General features: G+C 64.0%; 25 protein-coding genes. 11 read left to right on the top strand and 14 right to left on the bottom strand.

Annotation, left to right across the window (positions count from 1 at the left end):
- Positions 1–65 precede the first annotated feature (65 nt).
- Both Hhyl6_RS18930 and Hhyl6_RS18925 read left to right on the top strand, forming a co-directional pair.
- On the top strand, positions 66–830 hold the full coding sequence (locus Hhyl6_RS18930; RefSeq protein WP_483740811.1) for an IclR family transcriptional regulator: 765 nt from the start codon (positions 66–68) through the stop codon (positions 828–830).
- Between the two features lie 580 nt (positions 831–1,410).
- Complete coding sequence (locus tag Hhyl6_RS18925) at positions 1,411–1,890, top strand: pyridoxamine 5'-phosphate oxidase family protein (protein WP_483740810.1); 480 nt, start codon at positions 1,411–1,413, stop codon at positions 1,888–1,890.
- Between the two features lie 44 nt (positions 1,891–1,934).
- Here the strand turns inward: Hhyl6_RS18925 and Hhyl6_RS18920 are convergent, their stop codons facing one another.
- On the bottom strand, positions 1,935–2,261 hold the full coding sequence (locus Hhyl6_RS18920) for a PadR family transcriptional regulator (RefSeq protein ID WP_483740809.1): 327 nt from the start codon (positions 2,259–2,261) through the stop codon (positions 1,935–1,937).
- 178 nt (positions 2,262–2,439) lie between these two features.
- Between Hhyl6_RS18920 and Hhyl6_RS18915 the strand changes: the two genes are divergently transcribed.
- The gene (locus tag Hhyl6_RS18915) at positions 2,440–2,709 is read left to right on the top strand and encodes a helix-turn-helix domain-containing protein (protein ID WP_483740808.1); all 270 of its coding nucleotides are present in this window, start codon (positions 2,440–2,442) and stop codon (positions 2,707–2,709) included.
- Between the two features lie 62 nt (positions 2,710–2,771).
- The gene (locus Hhyl6_RS18910) at positions 2,772–3,389 is read left to right on the top strand and encodes a class I SAM-dependent methyltransferase (protein WP_483740807.1); all 618 of its coding nucleotides are present in this window, start codon (positions 2,772–2,774) and stop codon (positions 3,387–3,389) included.
- Between the two features lie 181 nt (positions 3,390–3,570).
- Here Hhyl6_RS18910 and Hhyl6_RS18905 read toward each other — a convergent pair whose 3' ends face one another.
- Together Hhyl6_RS18905 and Hhyl6_RS18900 are read right to left on the bottom strand one after the other, a co-directional pair.
- Positions 3,571–3,729: a glycerophosphodiester phosphodiesterase family protein gene (locus Hhyl6_RS18905; RefSeq protein ID WP_483740806.1), complete on the bottom strand. Its 159-nt coding sequence runs from the start codon at positions 3,727–3,729 to the stop codon at positions 3,571–3,573.
- Positions 3,730–3,858, bottom strand: a complete 129-nt coding sequence (locus Hhyl6_RS18900; protein WP_483740805.1) for a hypothetical protein — start codon at positions 3,856–3,858, stop codon at positions 3,730–3,732.
- A gap of 430 nt (positions 3,859–4,288) precedes the next feature.
- Here Hhyl6_RS18900 and Hhyl6_RS18895 point away from each other — a divergent pair, with 430 nt between their 5' ends.
- The gene (locus Hhyl6_RS18895; RefSeq protein ID WP_483740804.1) at positions 4,289–4,570 is read left to right on the top strand and encodes a DUF8028 family protein; all 282 of its coding nucleotides are present in this window, start codon (positions 4,289–4,291) and stop codon (positions 4,568–4,570) included.
- Positions 4,567–4,755 (top strand): DUF8106 domain-containing protein, encoded by a 189-nt coding sequence (locus Hhyl6_RS18890; RefSeq protein ID WP_483740803.1) that lies wholly within the window; start codon positions 4,567–4,569, stop codon positions 4,753–4,755. The genes Hhyl6_RS18895 and Hhyl6_RS18890 overlap by 4 nt, the downstream gene beginning before the upstream one ends.
- 58 nt (positions 4,756–4,813) lie before the next feature.
- Here Hhyl6_RS18890 and Hhyl6_RS18885 read toward each other — a convergent pair whose 3' ends face one another.
- From Hhyl6_RS18885 to Hhyl6_RS18870, 4 genes are all read right to left on the bottom strand, one after another.
- Complete coding sequence (locus Hhyl6_RS18885) at positions 4,814–5,107, bottom strand: DUF7344 domain-containing protein (protein WP_483740802.1); 294 nt, start codon at positions 5,105–5,107, stop codon at positions 4,814–4,816.
- Positions 5,108–5,182: 75 nt separating this feature from the next.
- Entirely contained in the window at positions 5,183–5,842 is a 660-nt protein-coding gene (locus tag Hhyl6_RS18880) for a helix-turn-helix domain-containing protein (RefSeq protein WP_483740801.1), read from the bottom strand.
- Between the two features lie 145 nt (positions 5,843–5,987).
- Positions 5,988–6,734 (bottom strand): class I SAM-dependent methyltransferase, encoded by a 747-nt coding sequence (locus Hhyl6_RS18875; RefSeq protein ID WP_483740800.1) that lies wholly within the window; start codon positions 6,732–6,734, stop codon positions 5,988–5,990.
- A gap of 193 nt (positions 6,735–6,927) precedes the next feature.
- On the bottom strand, positions 6,928–7,851 hold the full coding sequence (locus Hhyl6_RS18870) for a DUF7351 domain-containing protein (RefSeq protein ID WP_483740799.1): 924 nt from the start codon (positions 7,849–7,851) through the stop codon (positions 6,928–6,930).
- A 132-nt stretch (positions 7,852–7,983) separates the two neighbouring features.
- On the opposite strand from Hhyl6_RS18870, the gene Hhyl6_RS18865 reads away from it, so the two are divergent.
- Complete coding sequence (locus tag Hhyl6_RS18865) at positions 7,984–9,060, top strand: DUF2891 domain-containing protein (RefSeq protein WP_483740798.1); 1,077 nt, start codon at positions 7,984–7,986, stop codon at positions 9,058–9,060.
- 73 nt (positions 9,061–9,133) lie between these two features.
- The gene (locus Hhyl6_RS18860; protein WP_483740797.1) at positions 9,134–9,373 is read left to right on the top strand and encodes a hypothetical protein; all 240 of its coding nucleotides are present in this window, start codon (positions 9,134–9,136) and stop codon (positions 9,371–9,373) included.
- Between the two features lie 56 nt (positions 9,374–9,429).
- Here Hhyl6_RS18860 and Hhyl6_RS18855 read toward each other — a convergent pair whose 3' ends face one another.
- Both Hhyl6_RS18855 and Hhyl6_RS18850 read right to left on the bottom strand, forming a co-directional pair.
- Positions 9,430–10,017: a helix-turn-helix transcriptional regulator gene (locus Hhyl6_RS18855; RefSeq protein WP_483740796.1), complete on the bottom strand. Its 588-nt coding sequence runs from the start codon at positions 10,015–10,017 to the stop codon at positions 9,430–9,432.
- 691 nt (positions 10,018–10,708) lie between these two features.
- The gene (locus tag Hhyl6_RS18850) at positions 10,709–11,374 is read right to left on the bottom strand and encodes a helix-turn-helix domain-containing protein (protein WP_483740795.1); all 666 of its coding nucleotides are present in this window, start codon (positions 11,372–11,374) and stop codon (positions 10,709–10,711) included.
- A 139-nt stretch (positions 11,375–11,513) separates the two neighbouring features.
- On the opposite strand from Hhyl6_RS18850, the gene Hhyl6_RS18845 reads away from it, so the two are divergent.
- Positions 11,514–12,695 (top strand): FAD-dependent oxidoreductase, encoded by a 1,182-nt coding sequence (locus Hhyl6_RS18845; RefSeq protein ID WP_483740794.1) that lies wholly within the window; start codon positions 11,514–11,516, stop codon positions 12,693–12,695.
- Between the two features lie 59 nt (positions 12,696–12,754).
- Here the strand turns inward: Hhyl6_RS18845 and Hhyl6_RS18840 are convergent, their stop codons facing one another.
- The 5 genes from Hhyl6_RS18840 to Hhyl6_RS18820 form a co-directional block, all read right to left on the bottom strand.
- Positions 12,755–14,314 (bottom strand): sensor histidine kinase, encoded by a 1,560-nt coding sequence (locus Hhyl6_RS18840; protein ID WP_483740793.1) that lies wholly within the window; start codon positions 14,312–14,314, stop codon positions 12,755–12,757.
- On the bottom strand, positions 14,311–15,777 hold the full coding sequence (locus Hhyl6_RS18835; RefSeq protein ID WP_483740792.1) for a DUF7125 family protein: 1,467 nt from the start codon (positions 15,775–15,777) through the stop codon (positions 14,311–14,313). Before Hhyl6_RS18835 ends, Hhyl6_RS18840 begins: the two co-directional genes overlap by 4 nt.
- On the bottom strand, positions 15,770–16,366 hold the full coding sequence (locus Hhyl6_RS18830; protein WP_483740791.1) for a response regulator transcription factor: 597 nt from the start codon (positions 16,364–16,366) through the stop codon (positions 15,770–15,772). The genes Hhyl6_RS18835 and Hhyl6_RS18830 overlap by 8 nt, the downstream gene beginning before the upstream one ends.
- On the bottom strand, positions 16,360–16,683 hold the full coding sequence (locus tag Hhyl6_RS18825; RefSeq protein ID WP_483740790.1) for a HalOD1 output domain-containing protein: 324 nt from the start codon (positions 16,681–16,683) through the stop codon (positions 16,360–16,362). The genes Hhyl6_RS18830 and Hhyl6_RS18825 overlap by 7 nt, the downstream gene beginning before the upstream one ends.
- Positions 16,684–16,776: 93 nt before the next feature.
- On the bottom strand, positions 16,777–19,977 hold the full coding sequence (locus Hhyl6_RS18820) for a PAS domain S-box protein (protein WP_483740789.1): 3,201 nt from the start codon (positions 19,975–19,977) through the stop codon (positions 16,777–16,779).
- A 214-nt stretch (positions 19,978–20,191) separates the two neighbouring features.
- Between Hhyl6_RS18820 and acs the strand changes: the two genes are divergently transcribed.
- Together acs and rdfA are read left to right on the top strand one after the other, a co-directional pair.
- Positions 20,192–22,135: an acetate--CoA ligase gene (gene acs / locus Hhyl6_RS18815; RefSeq protein ID WP_483740788.1), complete on the top strand. Its 1,944-nt coding sequence runs from the start codon at positions 20,192–20,194 to the stop codon at positions 22,133–22,135.
- Between the two features lie 83 nt (positions 22,136–22,218).
- Positions 22,219–22,833 (top strand): rod-determining factor RdfA, encoded by a 615-nt coding sequence (rdfA, locus tag Hhyl6_RS18810; protein ID WP_483740787.1) that lies wholly within the window; start codon positions 22,219–22,221, stop codon positions 22,831–22,833.

Here is a 22,833-nt window from a genome sequence, read left to right as displayed (position 1 = left end):
GCGAACGACGACGGACTGTTCGCAAGGGCCGAACATTTATTGGGGGTGTACTCTAAACGTCACCTATGGACACCGAACCTACGACCCGAACGGTCGACGCTGTCCAGATTTCGCTGAACATCATCGAGTTCCTGCAGGCTCGAGACGGGGCGGGCATCACGGAGATTGCCGACGCACTCGACCACTCGAAGGGGACGGTCCACAGTCACGTGGCGACGCTCGCACAGAACGAGTACGTGGTGAAAGAAGACGGCGTCTACCGCCTGAGCCTCCGTTATCTCGAACTGGCGGAGACGGTCAAGGAGCGACTCCAGATATACGACGTCGTACGGAACGAACTTGACGACTTGGCCGCCGACTGCGGCGAACTCGCGCAGTTCGCCACGGAGGAGCACGGCCGCGCGGTGTACATCTACAAGACCGGCGGGGAGAAGGCCGTTCAGACGGCGTCGTCGACCGGCGACCGCGAGTACCTGCATTGTATCTCGCTCGGGAAGGCGATGTTGGCCCACATGCCCAGAGAGCGCGTCGAGGAGATTATCGAGAGACACGGACTTCCCCGGTACACGAGTTCGACAATCACGACCCGGGAGGAACTGTTCGAGGAGTTGGCCGAGATACGCGAACAGGGGTACGCCTTCGACCGCGAGGAGAAGATAGAGGGGCTTCGCTGCGTGGCCGCGCCCGTCGTGACGAACGGCGAGGTGCTGGGGGCGCTTAGCATCTCCGGACCGGCGAGTCGTTTCGAGGGTGAGGTCTACGAGAAAGAACTTCCCAACATGGTCACGCGGTCGGCGAACGTTATCGAAATCAACTCCCAGTTCTCCTAACCTACGGCTGTCGGAGTTCCGAGCTTCACACACCACATCGACTCATCCGATGCGACAGGCGGAGGCGGGACGGTACGCGCGTCATCCTCAAGATCGTTCGCAGGAGACGAACGGGCCTGTCAGCGACACCGGTTTTACTCCGCCACACAATATAATGACTGTACTCTTGTTATTCCCTGGAACCCGGTCACGGGATGTCGACCAATTCGACGCCAATAATCCAGGTCGACTATCATACAGGACCATTCGAACTCGTATGAGAACAATCTACGCTCGAATCATGGTAATTAACTGAACTCTGCTACCGAGACTGAAGATACAGGGATAAAATCTAATTATTTCTCTATATTGGAAGTATTGGTTACCCTTCTGTTGACAAAAGACTCAATTACACGAAGAACGTAGATGCTAAAGACGACTACGTGGTTATTTTGCCGGTTTACCCGAAATTCTATCTAGGGGTTGTGTTGTTTCGACGACAGCTAGCGGTTGGATTCGGACGCTTCCACGTTGAGACAGACTACCGACACCTCAGAGTTGCGGACCTAGGCATATGGTACTAGGAGTGGTAGCCCAACACATGACTGTCGAAGAACTGGAGCAGTACGGTCTCGAAGCGATGGACGACGACGTGATTCGCGAGTTCCTCGCGTCGCACGAGACGGGTGTCCTCGGACTAGCGACGGACGCCGCTCCGTACATGGTCCCGTTGTCGTACGCGTACGACGAGGACGACCACCTCTACTTTAGTTACCTACTCGGGTCGTCCAGTCGGAAGGCGCAACTGACCGAAGAAGCGGGTCGGGCGGGGTTCCTCGTCTACGACGTCCAGACGTCGTTCCGGTGGGAGAGCGTCCTGTTGACGGGCGCAATCTCGGCGATTCCGGAAGACGAGTGGGGCGACATCGAACCGCTCACCAACAACGCGTGGCGACCGAACACGCTCCAGACCGCCACCACCTCGGGGGGCGTGAAAGTGTACGAGTTCGAGATACTGGAACAGAACGGTCTCAGACAGACTGGCCTCGCACCCGGGTTTCGGGAGAACATCGAGCCCTGAACGTCCTCCCCTGTCGACGAGTAGTGCCGGCTTCTCGTGGTCGGTCACTTCGGGCCACTTAGGACACGCTCCAGTAGGTGGTAGTGCGCCCGGAGCATTTCCTGCCCGTCCTCCGTCAGCGCGTACTCGCTTGTTCGCCTGTCCAACCGGCGTTCCGTCACGAGCCCCAACTTGGCGAGGTCGGTGAGCGTCGCGTCTACCCGACTGGGGGCGACTGCCTCCCCGTACCACGAACCGACCGTGCGCGTAATCGCGAGGCCGTTGCCCTGTTCCTCTCGCCGTTCGAACCGACCGACGCTGACCATGACGTCTCGCTGGAAGGCCGTCAGGTCGACCCAGTTCGTCTCACCGGGCGGTCCGTCAGCGGTCATCTGTCTCTCGGCCCGCGTTCTGTCTCCGGATTCCTCCCACTACGCCACCCTTCATTACGCCGTGGTTCTGGAACCGCGTATTTGTGCCTGACGAATCCGTGAGATGAGACTGTCGAGAGCGTTCCCTATTCGACCGAACCACGGATGGTTTTACGCGGGAACCTTCTCGTCAAACTGCATGTACAACAGGGTAGACTGGATGAAGGCGGCCGACCAGTCCATCCTGCACTTACTGGGACCGCCGAAACCGCTCGAACTGACGCCCAGCAACATCGCCCGCAACGCCGGCCTGAGTCGGTCCTACACGAGTCAGCGGCTCCGGACGCTGGCGGACCGCGAACTCGTGGCCGTCGACGACTCGTCGGGGTCACACCCGTACTACAGTATCACGACGCGCGGGGAGCGAGTGCTGAAGGCAGAGCTGTCTCCGTCGGAACTGACGGACTGAGCTTATTCGTCCCACGAACGTACTCCGAGTCGCATTTACTGCTCCACGTCCTCGCCTGCCGTATGAACCCCGACGACGTCCGCCGCGATTGGGCCGAGCGCTCCGGGAAGTACTCGCCCTCCTACTACGCGGACATCGGCCCGAACGAGGTGAGCGAGACGCTCCTCGACGTCCTCGAACACTACGCTCACGACGACGCGGCTATACTCGAAATCGGCTGTGGCTCCGGACGCCACTTGGAACACCTCCGAAACCACGGCTACGAGAACCTCACCGGTGTCGACATCAACGACGAGTCGTTCGACGTGATGGCAGACCACTACCCTCGACTCGCGGAGGCCGGAACGTTCCACACCGGGGCCGTCGAGGACGTCGTCTCCGAATTCGACGACGACGCCTTCGACGTCGTCTACACCGTCGAGACGCTCCAGCACATCCATCCGGACGACGTCTGGGTGTTCGAGGAGATTGCACGCATCACCGGCGACGTCCTCGTGACCGCCGAGAACGAAGGGAACAGCCCTGAACGAGGGCGAGGAGATGCCGAGGTCAGCTACGTCGACGACGAGTTTCCGCTGTACCACCGCAACTGGAAACGGGTCTTCTCCGAACTTGGGTTCGCCCAACTGATTCGGGAACCGACGTCACGAGACACGATTCGGGTGTTCCGGGGTCTTTGAAAGAGGCTAACCCGACCGTTTCGGTGCCGTCGTCTATCGTTCGGTCGGAGTGCGTACGAGACCGTTCTGCGAGCAGGTAGCGCCCGCCAACGCAGAACGATTCGGGTGACGTCGCACCCCACGGTAGGTTCGGTGCTTCCCGGAGAACCGCCATACTCGCCGCACCACTCCCGCCTCGGGGTCAGTCGGTGGTCGCCGCGAACCGTCGGAGGCCAGGGTAGTCCGCGATGAGGCCGTCGACGTTGGCGGCCGCGAGTCGCTCGGCTTGAGACCACGTTCCGACGGTGTAGACGTTCACGTCGCGGCCTTCCGAGGCGGCGACGTTCGACGCGCTCGTCACCTATCGATTGGTCGGGGACTCGTCGTCTGAGTCCGCCTCCCGACTCGCATCGACGCCCGGGATGCCGACTGCGCTCGCTCCGATGGCGCCCGTGCCGACGCCGAACGCCCGCCGCCCAAGTGTGTGCATCGCTGTTCGATCCGTCCCCTGTGACCGCTCGTTGGATTCCTCGGTCGTGCCAGTAGGGCCGCGCGTTGACCCGGGTTGAGTGCTTGTAATTTCGCTACGTTCGGCACCCGACGCCGGAGAGGTGGACGTACCGAACGTGGTGGTACATAGCACACCCCCAGGGGAACGTTCAGCGAGCGGTCCCGAGTCTCGGTCGAGCTTCGGAGACCCTGACCACCAGCCAGTCCCGAGAGGTGGTGTCACGGTTCGTGCGGCGAACTCTCATGGGCGGAAACGAGGCCCTAAGAACGGTTTATGAAGGGTCTAAGGGCAGACGCAGCCGTGTAAAACGCTGTCGAACGCCGGTTAAAATCGGCTAAAGTCGGTCGGAATCCGTGAACGGTCCTGAATCGTATCTAGCGGTGTGTCCTTTATATGGGGGTGTGGATGCATGGAACTGATACGCCAAGCACCCATGTCCACCGTCGAATCACCGCTCCCCGAACCGCCCGCCGCCGTCGGCAGAGTCAGGACCGCGCTGTCGAGCGTCGCCGGCAGGTCCGTCGTCGTCGCCCGAGGCGTCGCCTTCTGGGCCACCATCCCGCTCCCCCTCGTCATTGTGGGGGCACTAGTGACCGGCGTCGTCGCCTCGTCGCCGCTGCTGGTCGTCGCTCTCGTCGTCCTGAACGTCCTCTGTGCGGCCGTCGGCCACGACTACTCCCCCGGGCGATGACGCTCCTCCAGCCCTCCCGGCGCTCCGCTGCCGACCAGTACCACGCGAAGACGGTGCTGTTCTGTCCGTCCTGTGCCCACGAGAGCCCCGCGACCGGCGATTGGATTTCCGACGACCGGACAGACCGCCGTCGCCTCCTGTGCCCACGGTGTGGTTGCGTCGTCGTCGACGACCCACAGTTCTGACGCGCTCTCGCACCCCTTCCGACCACTGTGTGAACCGCACCGAGGCACAGACGGCGAGTCAGGTTGATTCGGACTCTCGAACGAAGCCACTTGGCAGTCGGTGTTCGTTCTCTACGAACAGCTCTAACAGGGGTCGAATCTCGTCGAACTCGGGGCCCCGCCGGACGACCCGTTCCTCTCGGTCCCAGTCGACGTATCCGTGGTCGTCGAGTCTCGGCAGGTGGACGTGATACATCCGTATCCGCCTCGGTTCGCTCTCCGCGGGGCCGGTCTCGACCGTCGGAGATTCGAGAAGCGCCGTCAACAGTTCACGCCGCTCTGGGGCAGCAAGAGTTCGGAGCATCTCGTCCATGCTGTTCGATAGCACTCGTCAGCGGATAGATTGAGGTATTGACCAATCAAGCGTTTTTTCCACTCGGTCGGGGGCTCACCCGTCGAACGCCGCCGAGGAGAGCATCGCTTCGCGGAGAACTTGCTCGGCCGCCCGGCGGATGCGCTGTGAGGTCGCTTGCTTCGAGATGTCCAGTTCGTCGGCGAGGTCAGAGAGCGTCGTTTCCCGAGGGGTGCTGAAGTAGCCCTGACGTAACGCCAGCACCAGCGCTTCACGCTGTTCCGCTGTGAGGTCGAATGCTCGACCGTTGCCCGCGGCCTCGGCGAGCGTGTACACCCGGTCGAGGTGTATCGGGAGGTCGTTCTCCGTGCAGTAGTTGTAGAACCTCGCCAGACGGTCGTGGTCGACGAAGTGCAGGCGAAACTGCCACGTATCGCTACCTGTGCCGTCCATGATGGTGCCGTTGGCTTCTCTAATGCCGTTGATGAGGCCGCTCTCCGTCTCCGCCCAGTCGACGCGGTACAGCGCCCGACCGTCTATCTCGTCCAGTTTGGTGATTCCCTCGACGAACTCGTCTCGCTCGACCTGTCGCTCGAAGGCGTCGAGGTCTCCATCGCTCGCCCAGATATACGGGATGTGGACGTCTTCGAGTGGGACGAGGCGTTCCAGTTCTATTTTCGTCTCGCCCGTCGTCTGTAATGCGACTCCGAATGGGAACGACTCGACGGGCAAGGTGAACTCGGCGATGACGCTCATGCAATCTCTACGACTGGCGATAATGTAAATATTTCATCAGGCTATCGTGCCCACAGGCGTCCACTCTCCGCCGGGTAGCCAGACGGCGTGCACTCGGTCGCCACGTCGGCCGTAGTCGACCCTCCGGAGGACGGATGTCGCCGTCTCAGCCATCGGTGGCCTCCGTCCGGCGACCCGGTCGCGCCTCGATGGCGGTGACGATGCCGAACACCGCTTCCGTCGTGGACACGACGGAGAGGCCGGCATCGCGGACGAGTTCGACCGGCCGCTGGTTCCAGCGACACCCCTTCGCTTCGTAGTGGGCGTCGGCACGCCAGTCCAGCCACCGGTTCACCGACGAGACGTTGCTCCGACCGTGTTCGAGGAGCAGGATGCGGCCGTCCGGGGCACACACTCGCCCCATCTCTTCGAGCGCCTGTACAGGGTCCGGGAACGTGCAGGTGGAGAACGCCGAGACGACGGCGTCGAAACTGTCGTCCGCGAACGCGAGCGACTGGGCGTCCATCACCTCGACTGACCCATCGACCGGGAGCGTCGCCAGTTCCGCTCGGGCGTGGGCCACCATCTCCGGGGTGACGTCGATACCGACGAGGTCGGTCGACGCCGGCAGGTAGGCGAAGTTCGTCCCAGTTCCACACGCGACGTCGAGGACCCGACCCTGCACGTCCCCGAACTGTCGCCGTCGGTACCGACCGCTGACGAGCCGGTCCGCCCAACTCCACCGGTGGAGCGTCGGGGCCATCTCCGAGTAGATGTCGGCGATCTCTTCGGCCGATTTGTGGCGTCCGTTCGTGTTCGTCTGCGTCTTCGACCGGGAGCGAACTTCGGGAAGTTTGGACGGTTTGTACGTTTTGAATAGATTGTATAGTTTGGGTGGTTTGATTGACGTCATTGCTGGGATACGACCTCTCCCGACCGTGGCCCCTACCGACGGATATAATTATTGGAAAATTGATAAATTGTCGAACGCGTTTCAAAACCGCAGTTGAGTGGACTGGCGCCTCGACGCGGGGTCTGTGTCGTGGGCTCCGCTCAGAGACCGTTCAGTGACACTCTCGCTCAATATCGATAACGTATTCGGCCTGTCAACTACGCCGTTCACCACCACTCTCGCGTCGCACGCGCTCGGTTCGCGTCACCGTTGCGTTGGCGTCGAGGTACACGCGCAGGGTGTCGTCGCCGTGGCGGAGCGCAACCTCGAACTCGTCGGGGCCAGTCGTCCGGCGACGCGACTCCCATCGCCCGGCGCGGACGTGTTCGTTGCACTCCCACAGCCCCATCTTCGTCACGTCCACGCCCCGGTCCCAGTGGAACGCTATCGAGGCCGGGTGGTACGCTACCCGGTACGTCAACGGGGAGTTGTACTCGCGGCGGCACTGGTCGCACTCGCTACTGACCAGAATCGCGTCCGCTTCGGGCAGTACCCCATCCTCCAGTTCGACGACGGCGGTAGATAGACACCCGCGACACTCCGGGCACATTCCCTGTTGTATCTCGCGGTAGTCCCGTGCGCTCTTGTGCTTGACACTCTCTATCAGCGCCGCTGCGTCTCGCGAGGCGGCCTGTGCCGGCGTCACCGGTAGCCCCGCCGCCTGCCGGCCACAGGACTGGCAGTCGATGCGGAAGAACTGGTGACGCAGGCTCGCTTCGAGAGTCTCCTCGCCGCACCAGATGCAGGTGCCCGACACCGGTTCCGGTCCGATGTCCGGCGGCCGCTCGTAGTTGCCAGACAGGACGAACCGCACCATCCGCTCGCCCGCGTGGGTGAGGCTGTACGTGTCCCCGTCTTTCCGGAGATAGGTGCCAGTCAGTTCCCCCAAGTGGTAGGACAGTTTCGACGTGTTGCCGACGTTGACGCGGTCGTAGATGTCCGAGAACGACAGTTCGACCGGTTCCGACCCGACGTCGTCGCGTTCTGCGGCCGCGACGGCGACGGCCCTGAGGATTTCCACGCGCGTCTCGTCGGACAGGAGCCGAAATATCTCCGTGACAGTTCGCTCGTCTGCCATCTCTCTCCCGTACCCAGACTGCCGCTCTGCATTAAAGTACGGTCTCTCGGGGGTCGGACACTCCAGTTGACGCGTGTGAGGGCGTGCCACCGGCCCGAATGAACTAACACGTTGGTCGACGCTATCACAGTCATGGACGCCCTCCACACGGTCGACCCAGCGACCGCCCTGTCAGGTGACGCCGACTGGATCGGACCGGACGTTCAGCGCGCCCTCGCGGCTCACCCCCTCGACGCCATCGACACGGAGTTCCCGCACCACGCTCGGACGCTGGAGAGTGCCGACGGACCGCCCCGGCCGACCGAGGCGCATCCGGTGTTCTACGGGTGTTTCGACTGGCACTCGGCGGTCCACAGCCACTGGTGTCTGATTCGCCAACTGCGCCTGTTCGAAGAGCACCCCGACGCGGCCGACATCGCTTCGCGCATCGACGAACGTCTCACCTCGGCGGCCGTCGAACGCGAAGTTCGGTTCTTCGAATCGAACGAATCCTTCGAGAATCCCTACGGGTGGGCGTGGCTCCTCCGCCTGTCGTCGGAACTCCAGCTGTGGGACGACCCTCGCGCGGCGGACTGGCGAGCGACGCTGGAACCGCTGGAAGCGCAGATTCTGACGCTGGTTCGGGAGGCGTTCCTGAGCCAAGCGCGTCCGTTGCGGGTCGGCACTCACAAGAACTCGGCGTTCGCCCTCCAGTGCGTCCTCGACTACGCCCGTGTGGTCGGCGACGAGTCACTCGAATCCGCGGTCAGCGACACCGCGAGGGCCTTCTACGGGTCGGACCGCGACTATCCCGTCGAGTACGAACCGCTCGGGTGGGACTTCCTCTCGCCGGCCCTGACCGAGGCTGACCTGATGCGTCGCGTCCTCGACGGCGACGAGTTCGGCCGCTGGCTGGACGGATTCCTCCCCGACGTGACGTCGCCGCCGTACGACGCCATTCTCGACCCCGTGGCCGTCGACGCCGACAGCGACGACGGCCTCGAACTCCACCTCGTGGGACTGAACCTCTCGAAAGCGTGGGCGATGGCGAGCCTCGCGGACGCACTCGGCAACCATCCGTACGCCGCGACGCTGGAACGGAGCGCCGAGCGTCACGTGGACCACAGTCTGGCGCTCGCGTTCACCGAGGACTACGCGGGCGCTCACTGGCTCTCCTCGTTCGTACTGTACCTGCTGACGACCGACGAGGGGGGTATCGCCCCGGCGTAACGGTCGCGGCGGGGTCGTCCACGGCGAGGTTATACTCATGGTAATAATACCCGTTCGTCCCTGTCGTGGGAACGTGACCGCTCGTCGAACTCCAGTCCGCGTGGCTCTCGCCGGCCTCGTCGTAATCGCAGTTACGGTGGCCGGCATCGGGGTCGCCGCGGGTGCCCAAGCAGACACCGAGACGCAGGCAGAACTCGACCGCATCGAACAGGTGCTCCAGCAGATAGACGACTTCCTCGAAACAGTTCTCGACCTCGTGCGGACGATACGTGACATCTCCGGCGAGGGCGGTGAGGTAGAGGGCGGCGACTGACGAAGGGAGGGGTACCGCCAGTCACTCTCGGCCCCTCTTCCGTCGAACGGCCTCGGTCACTGGTCGAACTCCGGAACCGCGTCGGGCGTGCAGACGACGTTCTCTCGCCCGACGGATACGCGCGAGACGAGGCCTTCGTCCTCGAGGTTGTCGAGGAGGCGACTGACGGTGGTCTTCGACCACGGGAGGCAGGCGTTGAGGGTCTGCTGTTTGACTCGACCGCCGTTGCTTCTCACGAACAGGTGGATGAACTCCGGCGGAGTCAGCCCGGTGACTCGCTCGAAGGCCTCCGGGGAGAAGCGTCCCTGTCCGTCGGTGACGTCCTCGGAAGTCACCTCGGGGACCGTCGTCGTCTCTCCCCCCTCGCCGTCCGTCCGGTCCACTCGGTGGGTCAGCACCGCGTGGACGTTCTCGACGCCGAGGACGTTGAGCAGGACCGCGCCGGCGAGGAGCGAGAGGACGACGAGTCGCCCCCAAAGCGGCGCGAGAAGCGTCCCGAGTATCCCTATCGACCACTGCCAGAGCGACTTCAGGGGACCGGCTACGAGGAGGGTCAGCCACCGCCAGAGCGTCCCGAGAAACCACTTGAACAGCACAGCGGCTTCGGTCAAGAACGAACCGAGGTAGCTACCGACGATTCCCATTGGTCTGCAATCAGCTATACGACTCGTGGCGACACGGATAACGATTCCCAAATATGTCCGATTCCGAGAAGGAACGGCCGACCGTCTGTCGCTCGCGCCGCGACACGTCTATCGCCGGACGTCGGCTACACTCAGATAAGTCACGTAAATATAGATTATATGACACGTAGTTCGGCCTGTGAGTCTGTCGCTACACAGCGGTCACCGAGGTGCCGCCGACTGAAGATGCGTCTCAGCGTCGGGTATCGTCGGCCGACCGCACCGTTCTCTGGACGTTCGCCGCAACGGGCCCAGACTGCCAGTGGCTGTCAGAGGCGTTGGGGCAGTCGGGACCGTACGTCTAGCTACGTATCTCGCCCGGATAATTCTGTGGGAGTCGGTAACATTCAGCTAGAGACACTATCGACAGGCCGGAACCCGAAAGAGGGGTTCCCACCCTGGCCTCTGACAGCACTGTATCCCCGATTAGTCCGGTACGAAATATTGGTACAAAAGCATTTCTGAATCACCATTCCGGTCGGCGTCACTCCCCGCTGGCTGGCCTCCTGCTTACGTGCGTCCTCGGTTACGCAGTTCCCGATTTCAGAGCACGCCGCTGGTGCAGGTCGGTCTCGTAGCCATCGGATACGCCCTCTCGGCGGCGTGGCTGTCCCTGCTGGCGAGTTGCCTCGCCGAGCGCCGTCGGTAGCCGTCACTCGGACCGGCGGCCGAGTGCCCCGAACACCCGTTCCTCGACCTTGCAGAGGTGGTCACCGGCGGTAGAGGGAGCGATGCCGACGGCGTCTGCGACGTCTTGGAGCGTCGCCTCCCGCGGGGCCGCGTAATAGCCCGTCTCGACGGCGGCGTCCAACACCTCCTGCTGGCGCTCGGTCAACTGGCCGCGCAGGGAGACGCCCTGCGGGTCGTAATCGCCCGTCTCGAGGACGGTCACGGAGATATCGTCCGCCTCGTTGACCGTCCGGTAGAGGTCCCGAAACGCGCCGTCGCTGCCGAGATAGGTGATTTCGAGGCTCCCCTCCGGGGTGAAGTAGATTGGCGTGTCGATGACGAGGTCGGACTCCCGGCGCAGTTCGAGCACTCGCCGCGAGAGGTCCGTCGGTTCGAACCGGCTGACCGCCATCCACCGGTCGCTCCCCGAGGCGAGGTACTCGAGGACGTACGGCGACTCGTCCATGATATCCTCGTAGCGTTCGCGGTCCCCTGTCCCCTCGGCCATCGAGAGGACCGTGCCGTCGTCGAGCAGTTCGACGTGGTGAATCGCCTCGCGGGTGACAGATGGCTCCGCTGTGAGCGCCGCCCCGAGGGGATGGAAGGCGCCGCGGTCGGACGGGTCGGCACGGACCGTCAGGTATCGCATTCACTCGGAGATGTCAGGCGCACGGTCTTAAAACGTCGTAGATAGCCGCCAGTCGAGGCTTCGCCGTCGCGGTCGTCGGTGTACGTATGAGACGTGACCGATGCCGTTGCGGACGCCCAGACGAGGCGGGAGGCGACAGATGACCGACCGGTCGGCGGACATCGCCATCGTCGGCGGCGGCATCTGCGGACTGACGACGGCGCTAGCGCTCGAACGACGCGGCTACGACCCCACCGTCTACGAGACGGCCTCCGAGTATCGGTCCGTCGGTGCCGGCCTCCTCCTCCAGACGAACGCCCTCCTCGTCTTGGACCGTCTCGGCATCGCCGGGGCCGTCAGAGACGCGGGCGTCCCACTGGACGAGACGGTGATTCGCACGCCGAGCGGTCGCGCCATGACGCGCTTCGACCTCGACGGCGTCGAGCGGTCCGAGTTCGGGTACGGCTTCGTCGCCATCCACCGGGCCGACCTGCAGCGTATCCTGTTGGACGCCCTCGACACCGACGTCGTCCTCGATTCGGAGTGTGCGGCGGTCGAGCGGACCGACCCGCCCGTCGTCCGCTTCGAGGACGGGAGACGAATCACGCCGGACCTCCTCCTCGGGGCCGACGGGATTCACTCGACCGTTCGAGACGTGGTGTCGCCCGGTGTCGGCCTCCGAGAACTGGACAGCATCGTCTACCGCGCCATCGCCGACGTCGAACTTCCGCCGGACCACCGCGCTCGCGGGGTCGAGGTGTGGAGCGACGGCACCTACACCGGCGGGGCACCGGTCGGTGACGACAGGTTCTACTGGTTCGGGACGGTTCCGCGAGCCGAGGTCGACGGCGACCCCGCCGGGGACGCGCCGAAAGCGGCGTTCTGCGACCGGCTAGCCGACTTCCCTGCCCCGGTCCCGGCAGTCGTCACCGCCCTCTCGCCCGAGGACCTCTTCGTGACGAACTTGGCTGACGTCCCGTCGCTCGACCGGTGGCACCGGGGGTCGGTGTGCCTCCTCGGCGACGCGGCCCACGCCCTCCTCCCCTTCGCCGGACAAGGTGCCGCACAGGCTATCGAAGACGCGATTTCGGTGGCGCACGCCCTCGACCGACACACCGACCTGTCGGCCGCCTTCGAGGCATACGAGGCCGAGCGAAAGCCACGCGCCGACCGGGTCCGGTCGGAGGCCCACCGAATGGGCGAACTCAGCACCGTCCGGTCGACGCTCGGCGCACGTGTTCGGAACGTCGCGGTCACCGCACTTCCGGAGCCCCTGTTCAGGCGGGTCCGTCGGAGTCGAGTCGCCGGCACGTCCCTCCCCGAGACTGTCGGGTCCGACTGACACTCTGATGGCGAGTGGGCCTGGCCTCACGGGGTTGCACGAACGGGCTTCCTGAGGCCCTATACGTTCGCAAGCGGGAGTCGGAGGAGGAAGGCCGCACCGTTCGGGTCGTTGTCCTCGACGCGAACCCGCCCGCCGTAGGCGGTGACCATGGCATCGACGAAGAAAAGTCCAAATCCGGACCCCGTCGACTTCGCGTGCCCCGTCTCCCCGCGGCGGAAGATAGCGTCCTTCTCGTCGTCCGGGATGCCGGTCCCGGTGTCGGCGATGCGAACGGACGCGCAGTCGCCCTGCTTCTCGACGGTGACGGTGATGCAGAGGCCGTCGGAATCGTTGTGTGTGACGCCGTTCCTGAGGATGTTGGCGAATACCTCGGACAGTAACTCGTTGGCCAGCACTGTCGCCTCCGCCGGGACCGACGCCTCGACGTCGACGGCTGGATACGCCGAACGGACCGAGGTCAGCTCGTCTTCGAGAATCGGAACGAGGTCGGTGGGTTCGACGTCCACTGTCCCGTCGCCGGTCAACGTATCGACGACCGATTTGACCCGGTGAACGACGCCGACGACGTCGTCGGACCACTCCTCTATCGTCTCTGCGTACTGACGGTGCTCGGCGTCCTCGAGGTGCTCGGAGAGGGTCTCGGCACGCGCCTGAATGACGAGCATCGCGTTCAGGACATCGTGTCTGATGATGCTGTTGAAAAACTCCATCTGGGAAGACGTCTGTGCGAGCATCTGCTCGCGTTCCGCCCGGTCGAGCGCACTCGTAGTCGCCGCGGCGAGCAGTTCGGCACCGTCCACCTCGTTGTCGTCGAACGGGCGCGCAGTCGTCGACCCGACGCTCAGGAGACCGAACTCGTCGAGGGGGACGACGAGTTCTCGCTTCCGGTCGGCCGTGCCGAGACCGGTCGAGGGTATCCGCTCCGAGTTGCCGAGGACTCTGGTCTCGCCCTCGACGAAGACGCTCCAGCGAGGGCGCTCTTCGTCGGCGGGAATCGAGGCCGTCTCTGTAGCCGTCGGACCGGGGCCGGTCTGTGCGAGTGGAGACAGGTTCCCACTCGACTCGTCTGGGGTCCAGATTGTGGCCAGAGGGTGGTTCAGAACCGTTACTGCGGCATCGACGGCGATGGCACACACTTCCTCTGGGTCGGACGTGCCGTTCATCCGCTGGGTCGCGTCGTGCAGAGCCGCTATCGTCTCGTTGCGTCGTCGGAGTTCGACGAATCGACGCCGGTGTGCGAGTAGCCCGTCGATGCGTGCTTCTAACTCCCGCTGTCTGATTGGCGTCTCGATGACGTCGTCGACACACCGCCAGACCGACGGTGGGAGGTCGGAGACGTCCCGACGACTCACCAACAGATACGGTAGGTACTCGCCGGCACGTGCATGGTCGAGGCTGTCGCGATACGTCCGGTACGTCTCTCTGTCGACGATAGCTGCATCGAAGGGGTCCTCGAGTACAGCCTGGCCGTCGAGGACGACGACGTCGTGCGACTCCGAGAGCCACTCGACGAGCAGTCGTCTGTCCTGGGCGGCCCGAACCCCGACGAGGACGGTCGGTGTATCCGCGGTGGTTTCGGTGCCCACCGTCCCTCGTTCGGAGTTCCCACCGATCATCTGCCGTCCGCGGACCCTTCGTCTGTGAACTCGGGCGTCCCGCTGAGAACGCCTCGGAGTCCGGAGAGTGGTTTCCCGACCGTGATGCCGTGTTGCGTGATTTCGAACTCCCGGAGGTTCCGCTCGAAGTCGCTGGTGCGTTTCTTCAGTATTCCGATGGCCTTCCGTAAGCTGCCGTTCATCTCCAGATAGCGGAGGAAGACGATGTTGTCGGCGAGGTAGCTGACCCCGCTCTTGGTCGGCTGGAACTGACCGGTCACGTTGTCGACGGAGTCGACCAGAATCACCGTGACGCCCATGTTCTTCAGGTACCGGCCGAGGCTGTTTAGCTCCCGTTCGAGGTCGGCCTCGTCCCCTTGGAGCGAGAGGCGGTAGCCGTCGATACCGTCTATCATGACGATTCGGGCGTCTCGCTGTTCCACCTCTTCGCGGACCATCGCGGCGAACTCGGCGGGTGACTTATCCAGCGGTTCCACGTCTTTGACGGCCAGCGTTCCGCGCTCGACCATCGTCTTGGCCGGGACGTTCACCGACTCACAGCGGTCGAGGAGCGTCGCCCTGTTCTCCTCGAACATGTAGATGACGGACCGCTCACCGCGCCCGGCCGCCTCCTTCATGAACTGCGTTCCGAGCGTCGTCTTTCCCACGCCCGTCGGCCCGCTGAGAACCGTCACGGTTCCCCGCTCGACGCCGCCGTGCAGGAGTTGGTCTATCTCCGGAACGCCGGAGGAGACGACTTCGGACGTGAACTCGTGACCGTGTGCCTCGGGGTGCAAGACGGGATAGACCTCTATGCCGTCGCCGGTGATGCGGACCGAGTGAGGACCGTCTTCGGTCCCGGACCCGCGGAACTTCGGGACGGAGACGACTCTCCCGTTCTCGGTCCGAGCCAATTCGAACGTCCCGTCGCTGACGTACTGGAGGTCGTCGTCCGGCGACTCGGGTGTGGCCTGCGAGGTGAACAGGACGGTCGCGCCGTGCTGGCTGAAGAACTGAATCAACCCGTTGATTTGCTTGCGGAACTGGTACGTGTCCGGCGCGAAGTTCCGGAGTTGTGTGAGCGGGTCGATGAACACTCGGTCGGGGTCGAGTTCTCGAACGCGTTCGTCGATGGCGCTCACGACGTCTGGGCCTTCGACTTCGCTGGGCGCGAAGATTTCGTACTGCTGACCGCCGGTGAATGCCTCCGTTCCGGGGCTCATGTCCAGAAAGTCGACCCCGTCGAGGTCGAATCCCAACTTCTCGGCGTTGGCACGGATGTCCGCCTCGGACTCCTCTAAGTTGACGAATAGGGGCGACGCCTCGCTCGGTCCGCCGGTGAGAAAGTGCAGGCCGAGGATGGTCTTGCCCGTCCCCGGACGGCCGGTCACCATGTACGTCCGTCCGGGGATGAGACCGCCCTCGAGGACGGTGTCGAGGCCGTCGATGCCGGTGGTACACCGTCTCTCGTCGTCTTCAGCCATCGACGGCCCTCCGGTTTACCCCGTTCTCTTCGAGTTGCTGGAACAGGGCTGTCGTGTCCTGAGCGCTTAGCCCGTACGAGATGTCCTCCGTCTCGGTGCTGACAGTCTGGATTCGCCGCACGAGGTCCCGATACGCCGCGCTCTCTTTCAGTTCCGCGTCCGTCTTTCGGTCCATGAGGGTCGCTCGCTTGGCGACGAGGGCGAACAGTTCGGACAGTTTCCGGTCGTAGTCGCTCCGACGGCAGAGTGACTGGACGACTGCCCGGAGTTCCTCGACAGTGACGGGTTTCAGTACGTACTCGTGTGCCGGCATGTCGACGATGTCGAAGTCGGGTTCGACCGCGGTGACCACGGCGACTTGACAGTCGTAGTCCGAGTCCGCTATCGCGTCCAGGATGCCCTCGTCGGAGCGGTCTGGGAGGCCACGGTCGAGCAGAACGACCGAGACGGCGTCGTCGAGCCTGTCGAGCGCCGTCTCGGCGTCGTGTGCGACCCGGACTCGATACGACGAAGAGAGCCACCCGGCATAGAGGTCGGCGACGTTCGGGTCGTCGTCGACGACGAGAACGCCCGGTTCGTTGCCTACCATGACGTCGGAGACTGAGTGTTCGATTGCTCCGACCCGCGCTGTTCTATCAGTACCTCGCCACCGGCCGCGACGCGAACGTCGCACCCGGCGAACCAGAACCTAACTTCCCCGGCCGCCCGCTCAGACTCGGGGGTCGGTTCGAAGACGCTGTCGAGGGCGTCCGGGTCGATGACGTCGTACAGTGAGCGCTCGGTTGCGTAAATTTTGTCGCCGATGACGTGGTTGAGTCCGTCAAGAATCGTCGTCGTCAGGGTCGTGTCGCCACCCCACTCGTGACGACACCGGTGTTCGGCGATAGGCGTACGCTGTCCATCCATGTTTGATAATGGTGTCACGTGCGGGTTAATCGTAGTGTAGATTTTAGTGGTACTGTGACTTCCCGACACTCTAGGTGACTAGAGCCACGGTCGTCAAGGTGTGTCGAGAATGGCCGCAATTATCTTCCGTTCGGCCGCTCGGAGGTGATACTGGTACGTCGAGGCGGCGATGTCGCGGGTTTCGGCGAGTTCACCGCTCGTCGTCTCTCGCGGCCACTCGTAGAACCCGCCGAAGTGCGCCGTTTTGAGGGCATCGAGTTGCCGGTCTGTCAGGTCATCGAGTATCTCCTCGTGGAACATCTCCCGGGGTTCGACGGGGGTGGGGTTCTCGCGTCGGGCCAGCAGTTTCGTCTCGGGATACATCGATTCCACCTCCTCGATGAACGACCGGACACCGTCAGATTTTGACAGCACGGTCACGAGCGTCGTCGTCCCGGACTCGGCTGTTAGCGTCCTGAGGGTGGCATCGTTCGCTCTGAGGGCCGTCACCAGCGGCGGCGTCGAGACACGCAACTGGTAGAGTCCGTCTCCGTCCTCGACGGAGAGCGCTTGCACCGAGCGAACGGTCTCGAAGGACGAGAGTCTCTCTGCGACGTCGGACGGCGTCTCACGCAAGCGACAGAACAGCCTGACCGTGTCACTGTCGTCGCGAATGACGCCGACGAGGGCTACCTCGCCCCCGAGTTCGCCCGTGAGTCGGTTGGTGAACAGGCGGTCGGTGGTTATCTGCAGTTCCACCTCTGTCCGCTGGGTCGCTTGCACCCCGTCGGGCCGGGGGACGTTGTCGAGGGCGTAGCCAATCGTGTCGCCCAACTCGTCGAGGACGGTCTGCTCTCTCTCGTCGAATGTGTCGGGGGCGTCCGCGTGGATGACGAGGACGGCGTCGACGTAGTCGCTGTCTCCCACCGGGACCGCCGCTATCGACTGATATCCGTAACTGAGCGCGACACGCCGATGCCCCTCCCACTCGCCGCCGTCGAGAAGGTGCCCGGCGACCTGAATCTCGTTCTCGTGGTACGCGGCTTCGACGAGTCTCGCAATCTGTGGATAAGACCCACCCGACCGGAGTTCGTCGACGAACTCCGAATCGACCCCCTGCCACTCCTCGGGAATCGCGGCGTCGCTATCTGCGTCTCTTTCCCCCCACCACGCGAACGTGTACTGGCTCGCCGTGGCGAACTGCTCGCAGACGTCCGCTCTAATCTCGGCCCGTGTGGACGACCGAACGAGCGTCTGCACGATTTCGCGGATTATCTCGTTGAGCCGATTCACCTGTTCGAGCGCCCGGTTCTGCCGCTGGAGTTGCCGGTCACGCGTCTGTATCGTCGACGTTTTGCCCGCCCGGTCGAGCGCGGCTTCGAGCCCTTCTCCGACGAGGCGAGTGATTTCGCGCTCGGAACTCGAAACGGATTGGTCGGTACGTAGTCCACCCACGAGGGCGCCGTGATTGCCGATTGGTACGGCCAATCCGGACTCGAACGGCGGTGTCACGTCGTCCGGTACGGTCTGTTCGCTGCCCCATTCGAGTACCTCGTCCTCGACGAACGCCGTCCACAGGGCATCTTCGACGGTCCGAGACGCGCCGTCGTCTAGGCACTCCTCGTCCGCCTGTACGAGCGGTGTGAGCGACTGCCGGCCGTCGAACTCGTAGAACACCGCCGCGTCGAACTCGAGGAGTTCGGTCAACGCCTCTGTCGCGACGTCCGCGATAGTCGCTCGCTCCTCGGCGCGCGTCATCTCTCGCATCCGCTCGTGTAGCGTGGTCAAACGCTCCTCGTACCGGTGTTGTTCGGTGACGTCGATGACCACTGCTTGTCCGACGCGCTCACCCTGCCACCACCCAGCCGTGGTCTTTACGCGAACGTGGCGGACGTCGCCGTCGTCGCTGACGAGTCGGAACTCCGTCGGGCCGACGACGTCCCGGTCGTGTATCACTGCCTCTATCTCGGTCTCCGCGATGCCGTGGTCGTCGGGGTGGATGAAGTCGAACACCGAGCGACCGACGAGTTCGTCTCGGCTGTCCAACCCGAGCAACTCGACTGTCGCGTCGTTACACCAGACGGTGTCGCCGTCCGCGTCGAACAGGTTGATGGGTGCCGGCGAGTCCTCGACCAGGTTGCGGTAGCGCTGTTCCCGCCGTTCGAGTCGCTGCTCGTACTCCTGTTGGTCGGTCACGTCCCGAACCACGGAGAGGTGCTGGCCGGGCACGACGTCGGTGGTCGCGGCGTACTCCACGATACGTTCCTCGCCGTCGGACCGGACGAGCGGGAAGGTTCCACGATGGGACTCGTCGGCGACAAACGTCTGCCACGCGCTCTGAATGTCGAACCCGTCGTCGACGAACTCGCTCACCGAACGGCCGAGTAGCGCCTCCCGAGAGAGGCCGAACAGTTCGGTCGCGCTCTCGTTCGCGTCGAGGAACCGCCGGTCGTCGTCGAGTATCACCATCGCGTCGAACGCTTCCTCGAAGACGGCCCGGAACCGGTCACGCTGTTGCTGGAGGTCACGCTCCCGTTTCCGGTGGGCCGTGATGTCCCGGGCGAAGCCGACTATCCGTGTCACGTCGCCGTCGTCGTCGAGAATCGGTTTGCTCTCGCCCCGCACCCAGCGCTGTTCGCCGTCCTCTGTCTGGATTCTGTACTCGACTTCGTCGGCCGTCCCCTCCGAGAGGCGCTCCATGGACGCCCGTGCTTTCGCCCGGTCCTCGGGATGGACGAACTCGAGGAACGACTTCGGGTCACACTCCAGACGGGCGCTCGACCCGCCCCAGATGTCCTCGTACGCCGAGTTGACGAACAGGAGTTCACCCCAGTCTCCGTCGAACGCATACAGGATGTCGTCGGTCCGTTCGGCCAGTTCGGTCAGCAACTGCTCGCTCGACTCGGCCGACCGTCGTGTTCGATAGCGGTCGACGGCGTCGCGTATCCGGTGTTTCAGGACTGCGTGCTGGGCGTCGTCACCGCTTCGCTGGACGTAGTCGGTGGCACCGGCCGCCAACGCTTCGGCGACGACCGACTCGTCACTGGCACTGCCGAAGACGAGAACCGGGAGACTGGGGTGGTCCTCTCGAACCGCCCGCAAGAACCGGGGAGGGTCGACTTCGGGATGGGCGTCCTCGACGACAACGCAGTCGACGGCCGTCTCGTCGAGCGTCTCGCGGGCGTCACTTTTGCCGTCTGCCGCTACGACTTCCATTCCGTCGCTGCCTTCCGCCAAAGATTGGCTGACTGCCGTTTCGACGGCCGACTCGGCGGTGACGTGGAGGACGGTTATCGGGTTATCTGGAGAACTCATCGCGGGGGAGGAGTTCGTCGTCAAACGCGGTCTGCGTGGACAGCGGGCGGTGCATCGTTGCCCCATCTCTCGGCTATATATGTGAACTCTTCGCTCTCTGATGGGTCGAAGGTCTCCCCCGACCACACAGGCCTGGCCACGACGAGCGCCGGAAAAGTCGGCCGAAAACAATATTAATAAATAATGAAGGTATGAATCTGCGCGTACAGGCCACATGACGACAGACAATTCGACCGTCGACCTCGTCTCGCCGCAGTTACGCGCGCTCCTCCGGAAAGGTGAAGAGCGTCCCGAGACGCTCTGGGCGCGGGTCGCCGACGACCTGCACTGGTTCGAGAAGTGGGACGCCGTCTACACCGAGGACGGCGTCGGCGACTTCGCGTGGTTCAGCGGTGGCAAGACCAACATCAGTTACAACGCGCTCGACTATCACGTCGAGAACGGCGGGGCCAACCGCGCCGCGATGGTCTTCGAGACGGGCGAACGGGACGACAACGCGGTGTACACCTACGCCGAACTCCTCCACGAGGTCGAACGAACGGCGGCGATGCTCCGGGCGTACGGCGTCGAGAAGGGTGACCGCGTCACCATCTACATGCCGATGAGTCCGGAGGCCGTCGTCTCGATGCTCGCTTGTACGCGTATCGGTGCCATCCACTCCGTCGTGTTCGGCGGGTTCGGTGCCGGCGCGCTGGCAGACCGCATCGAACTCGCGGAGCCGAAACTCCTGCTGACGGCCGACGTGGGCTTTCGCGACGGTGGCACAGTCGACCTGAAAGAGATAGTCGACCGCTGTTTCGACGAACACGAGTCCGTCCACGACATCGTCGACGACACCATCGTCCTCTCGCGCGGCGAGGACCCTGCGGACCTACGGGAGTACGAGACCGACTGGGACGACGCGCTTGCGGCCGGCGAAGGCGAGGACACCTCGCACGTCGAGACGGACGCGACCGACCCCGCGTTCATCCTTTCGACGTCGGGAACGACGGGCAAGCCGAAGGGCACGGTCCACCAGCACGGCGGCTACCAGACTCACATCTACGGGATGGGCCAGTGGGTGTTCGACCTAGACGAGACCGATACGTGGTTCGCCACCTCGGACATCGGGTGGATCGTCGGCCACTCCTACATCGTCTACGCTCCGCTTCTCACCGGGGCGACCACCGTCGTCTACGAGGGGACGCCAGTGTATCCCGACGCCGGCGTCTGGTGGGATATCGTCGAACGCCACCGCGTCGACAAGATATTCACCGCGCCGACGGCGATTCGGGCGCTGGCCGGCTACGACGACGAGTTCCACGAGCGAGCGGACCTCTCCTCCATCGAGGCGGTTTTCTCGGCCGGCGAACCGCTCAACCCTCCCGCGTGGGAGTGGTTACAGCAGGAGGTGCTTGACGACGAGGTGCCGGTCATCGACCACATGTGGCAGACAGAGACCGGCGGCCCCATCGTCGGCAACCCGTACGGTATCGACACGCTGCCCATCAAACCCGGGTCGGCGGGCATCGCACTCCCCGGCGTCGAGGTCGACGTCGTGGATTTCGACGGCGAACCGCTCGAACCCGGCGAGGAGGGCGCACTCGTCGTCGAGAAACCGTTTCCCGGCATGACGCCGACGCTCTGGGAGGGTCACGACCGGTACGAACTCGAATACTGGCAGCAAATCGAAGACCTGTACTGGGTCGGCGACGCCGTCTCGATGGACGAGGACGGCTACATCTGGTTCAGCGGTCGGGCCGACGAGGTCATCACCATCGCCGGCCACCGCATCGGGCCGACCGACATCGAGGACGCACTCGTCGCCCACGAGGCCGTCGTGGAGGCGGCCGTCGTCGGGAAACCCGACCCCGACAAGACCGAGGTCGCCGCCGCGTTCGTCGTCCTCCGAGACGGCTACGAAGGGGACGACGCGCTCCGCGAGGAACTCCGAGAGGCGGTCCGACAGGACGTCGGCCCCATCGCCGTCGTCGGCGACCTTCGGTTCGTGGACCGTCTCCCGAAGACCCGCTCCGGGAAGATTATGCGTCGCACCATCAGGGACATCATGCTCGACGAGGCCCTCGGTGACGTCTCCACGATGGAAGACGAATCCGCGGTCGACGAAATAGAGGCCGCGACCGACGACATCGACACCGACGCGGACGTCGGTAACTAGGGTCCGGTCGTCGTCGTCGTTCGCAGTCCACCGAACGGCGCAGAACACATCGTTAATGACCGACCGCGGCGAACCGAGCGAGTATGGCAGGGGAGTCGGGTACGACCTGTAAGGTCGACCGCGTCGCCGAGAAGCGAGGACTGACGGGCCTCGACGCGCGACTGCGGGACCGGTGGGTCGAGGGTGACAGCCTCCGCGACCTCGAAACGTACTGCAACGAGGCTATCCTACGGGCTGCGATGCGGACGGCCGGGATGGACACGCTCGACGGCGAGGCGTCGAACCTCTACCGCTTGCTCACCGACGACGACGTGAGTCCCGGCAAGCGAATCGACGCCAAGTCCCGCCTCCAGCGCAACGGCGTCGACCCCGCCTCGCTCACGAAGGACTTCGTCAGCTACCAGACGGTCCGGACGCACCTCAACGAGTGTCTCGGCGTGACCACGGCCCGCGACAGTACGCTCTCCCTCGACGACGCCCGAAACACCGTCCTCAAACTCGTCTCTCGGACGGAGTCGGTCTCCAGACAGACGATAGAGCGACTCACCGACCAAGGGTCGCTGACGATTCCGGCCCCCTCCGTGACCCTGAGCCTCCGGGTCGCCTGCTCGGAGTGTGGCGACGAGTACACGTTCACCCGACTGTTGGAACGCGGGGGTTGTTCCTGCGCTGCGGACGACGCCGACGCGGGCCGCTGA

This window comes from Haloarcula sp. H-hyl6, from assembly GCF_056934455.1.
Note: the sequence above shows the minus strand (reverse complement) of the source record. Positions and strands in the feature narration are given on the sequence as shown.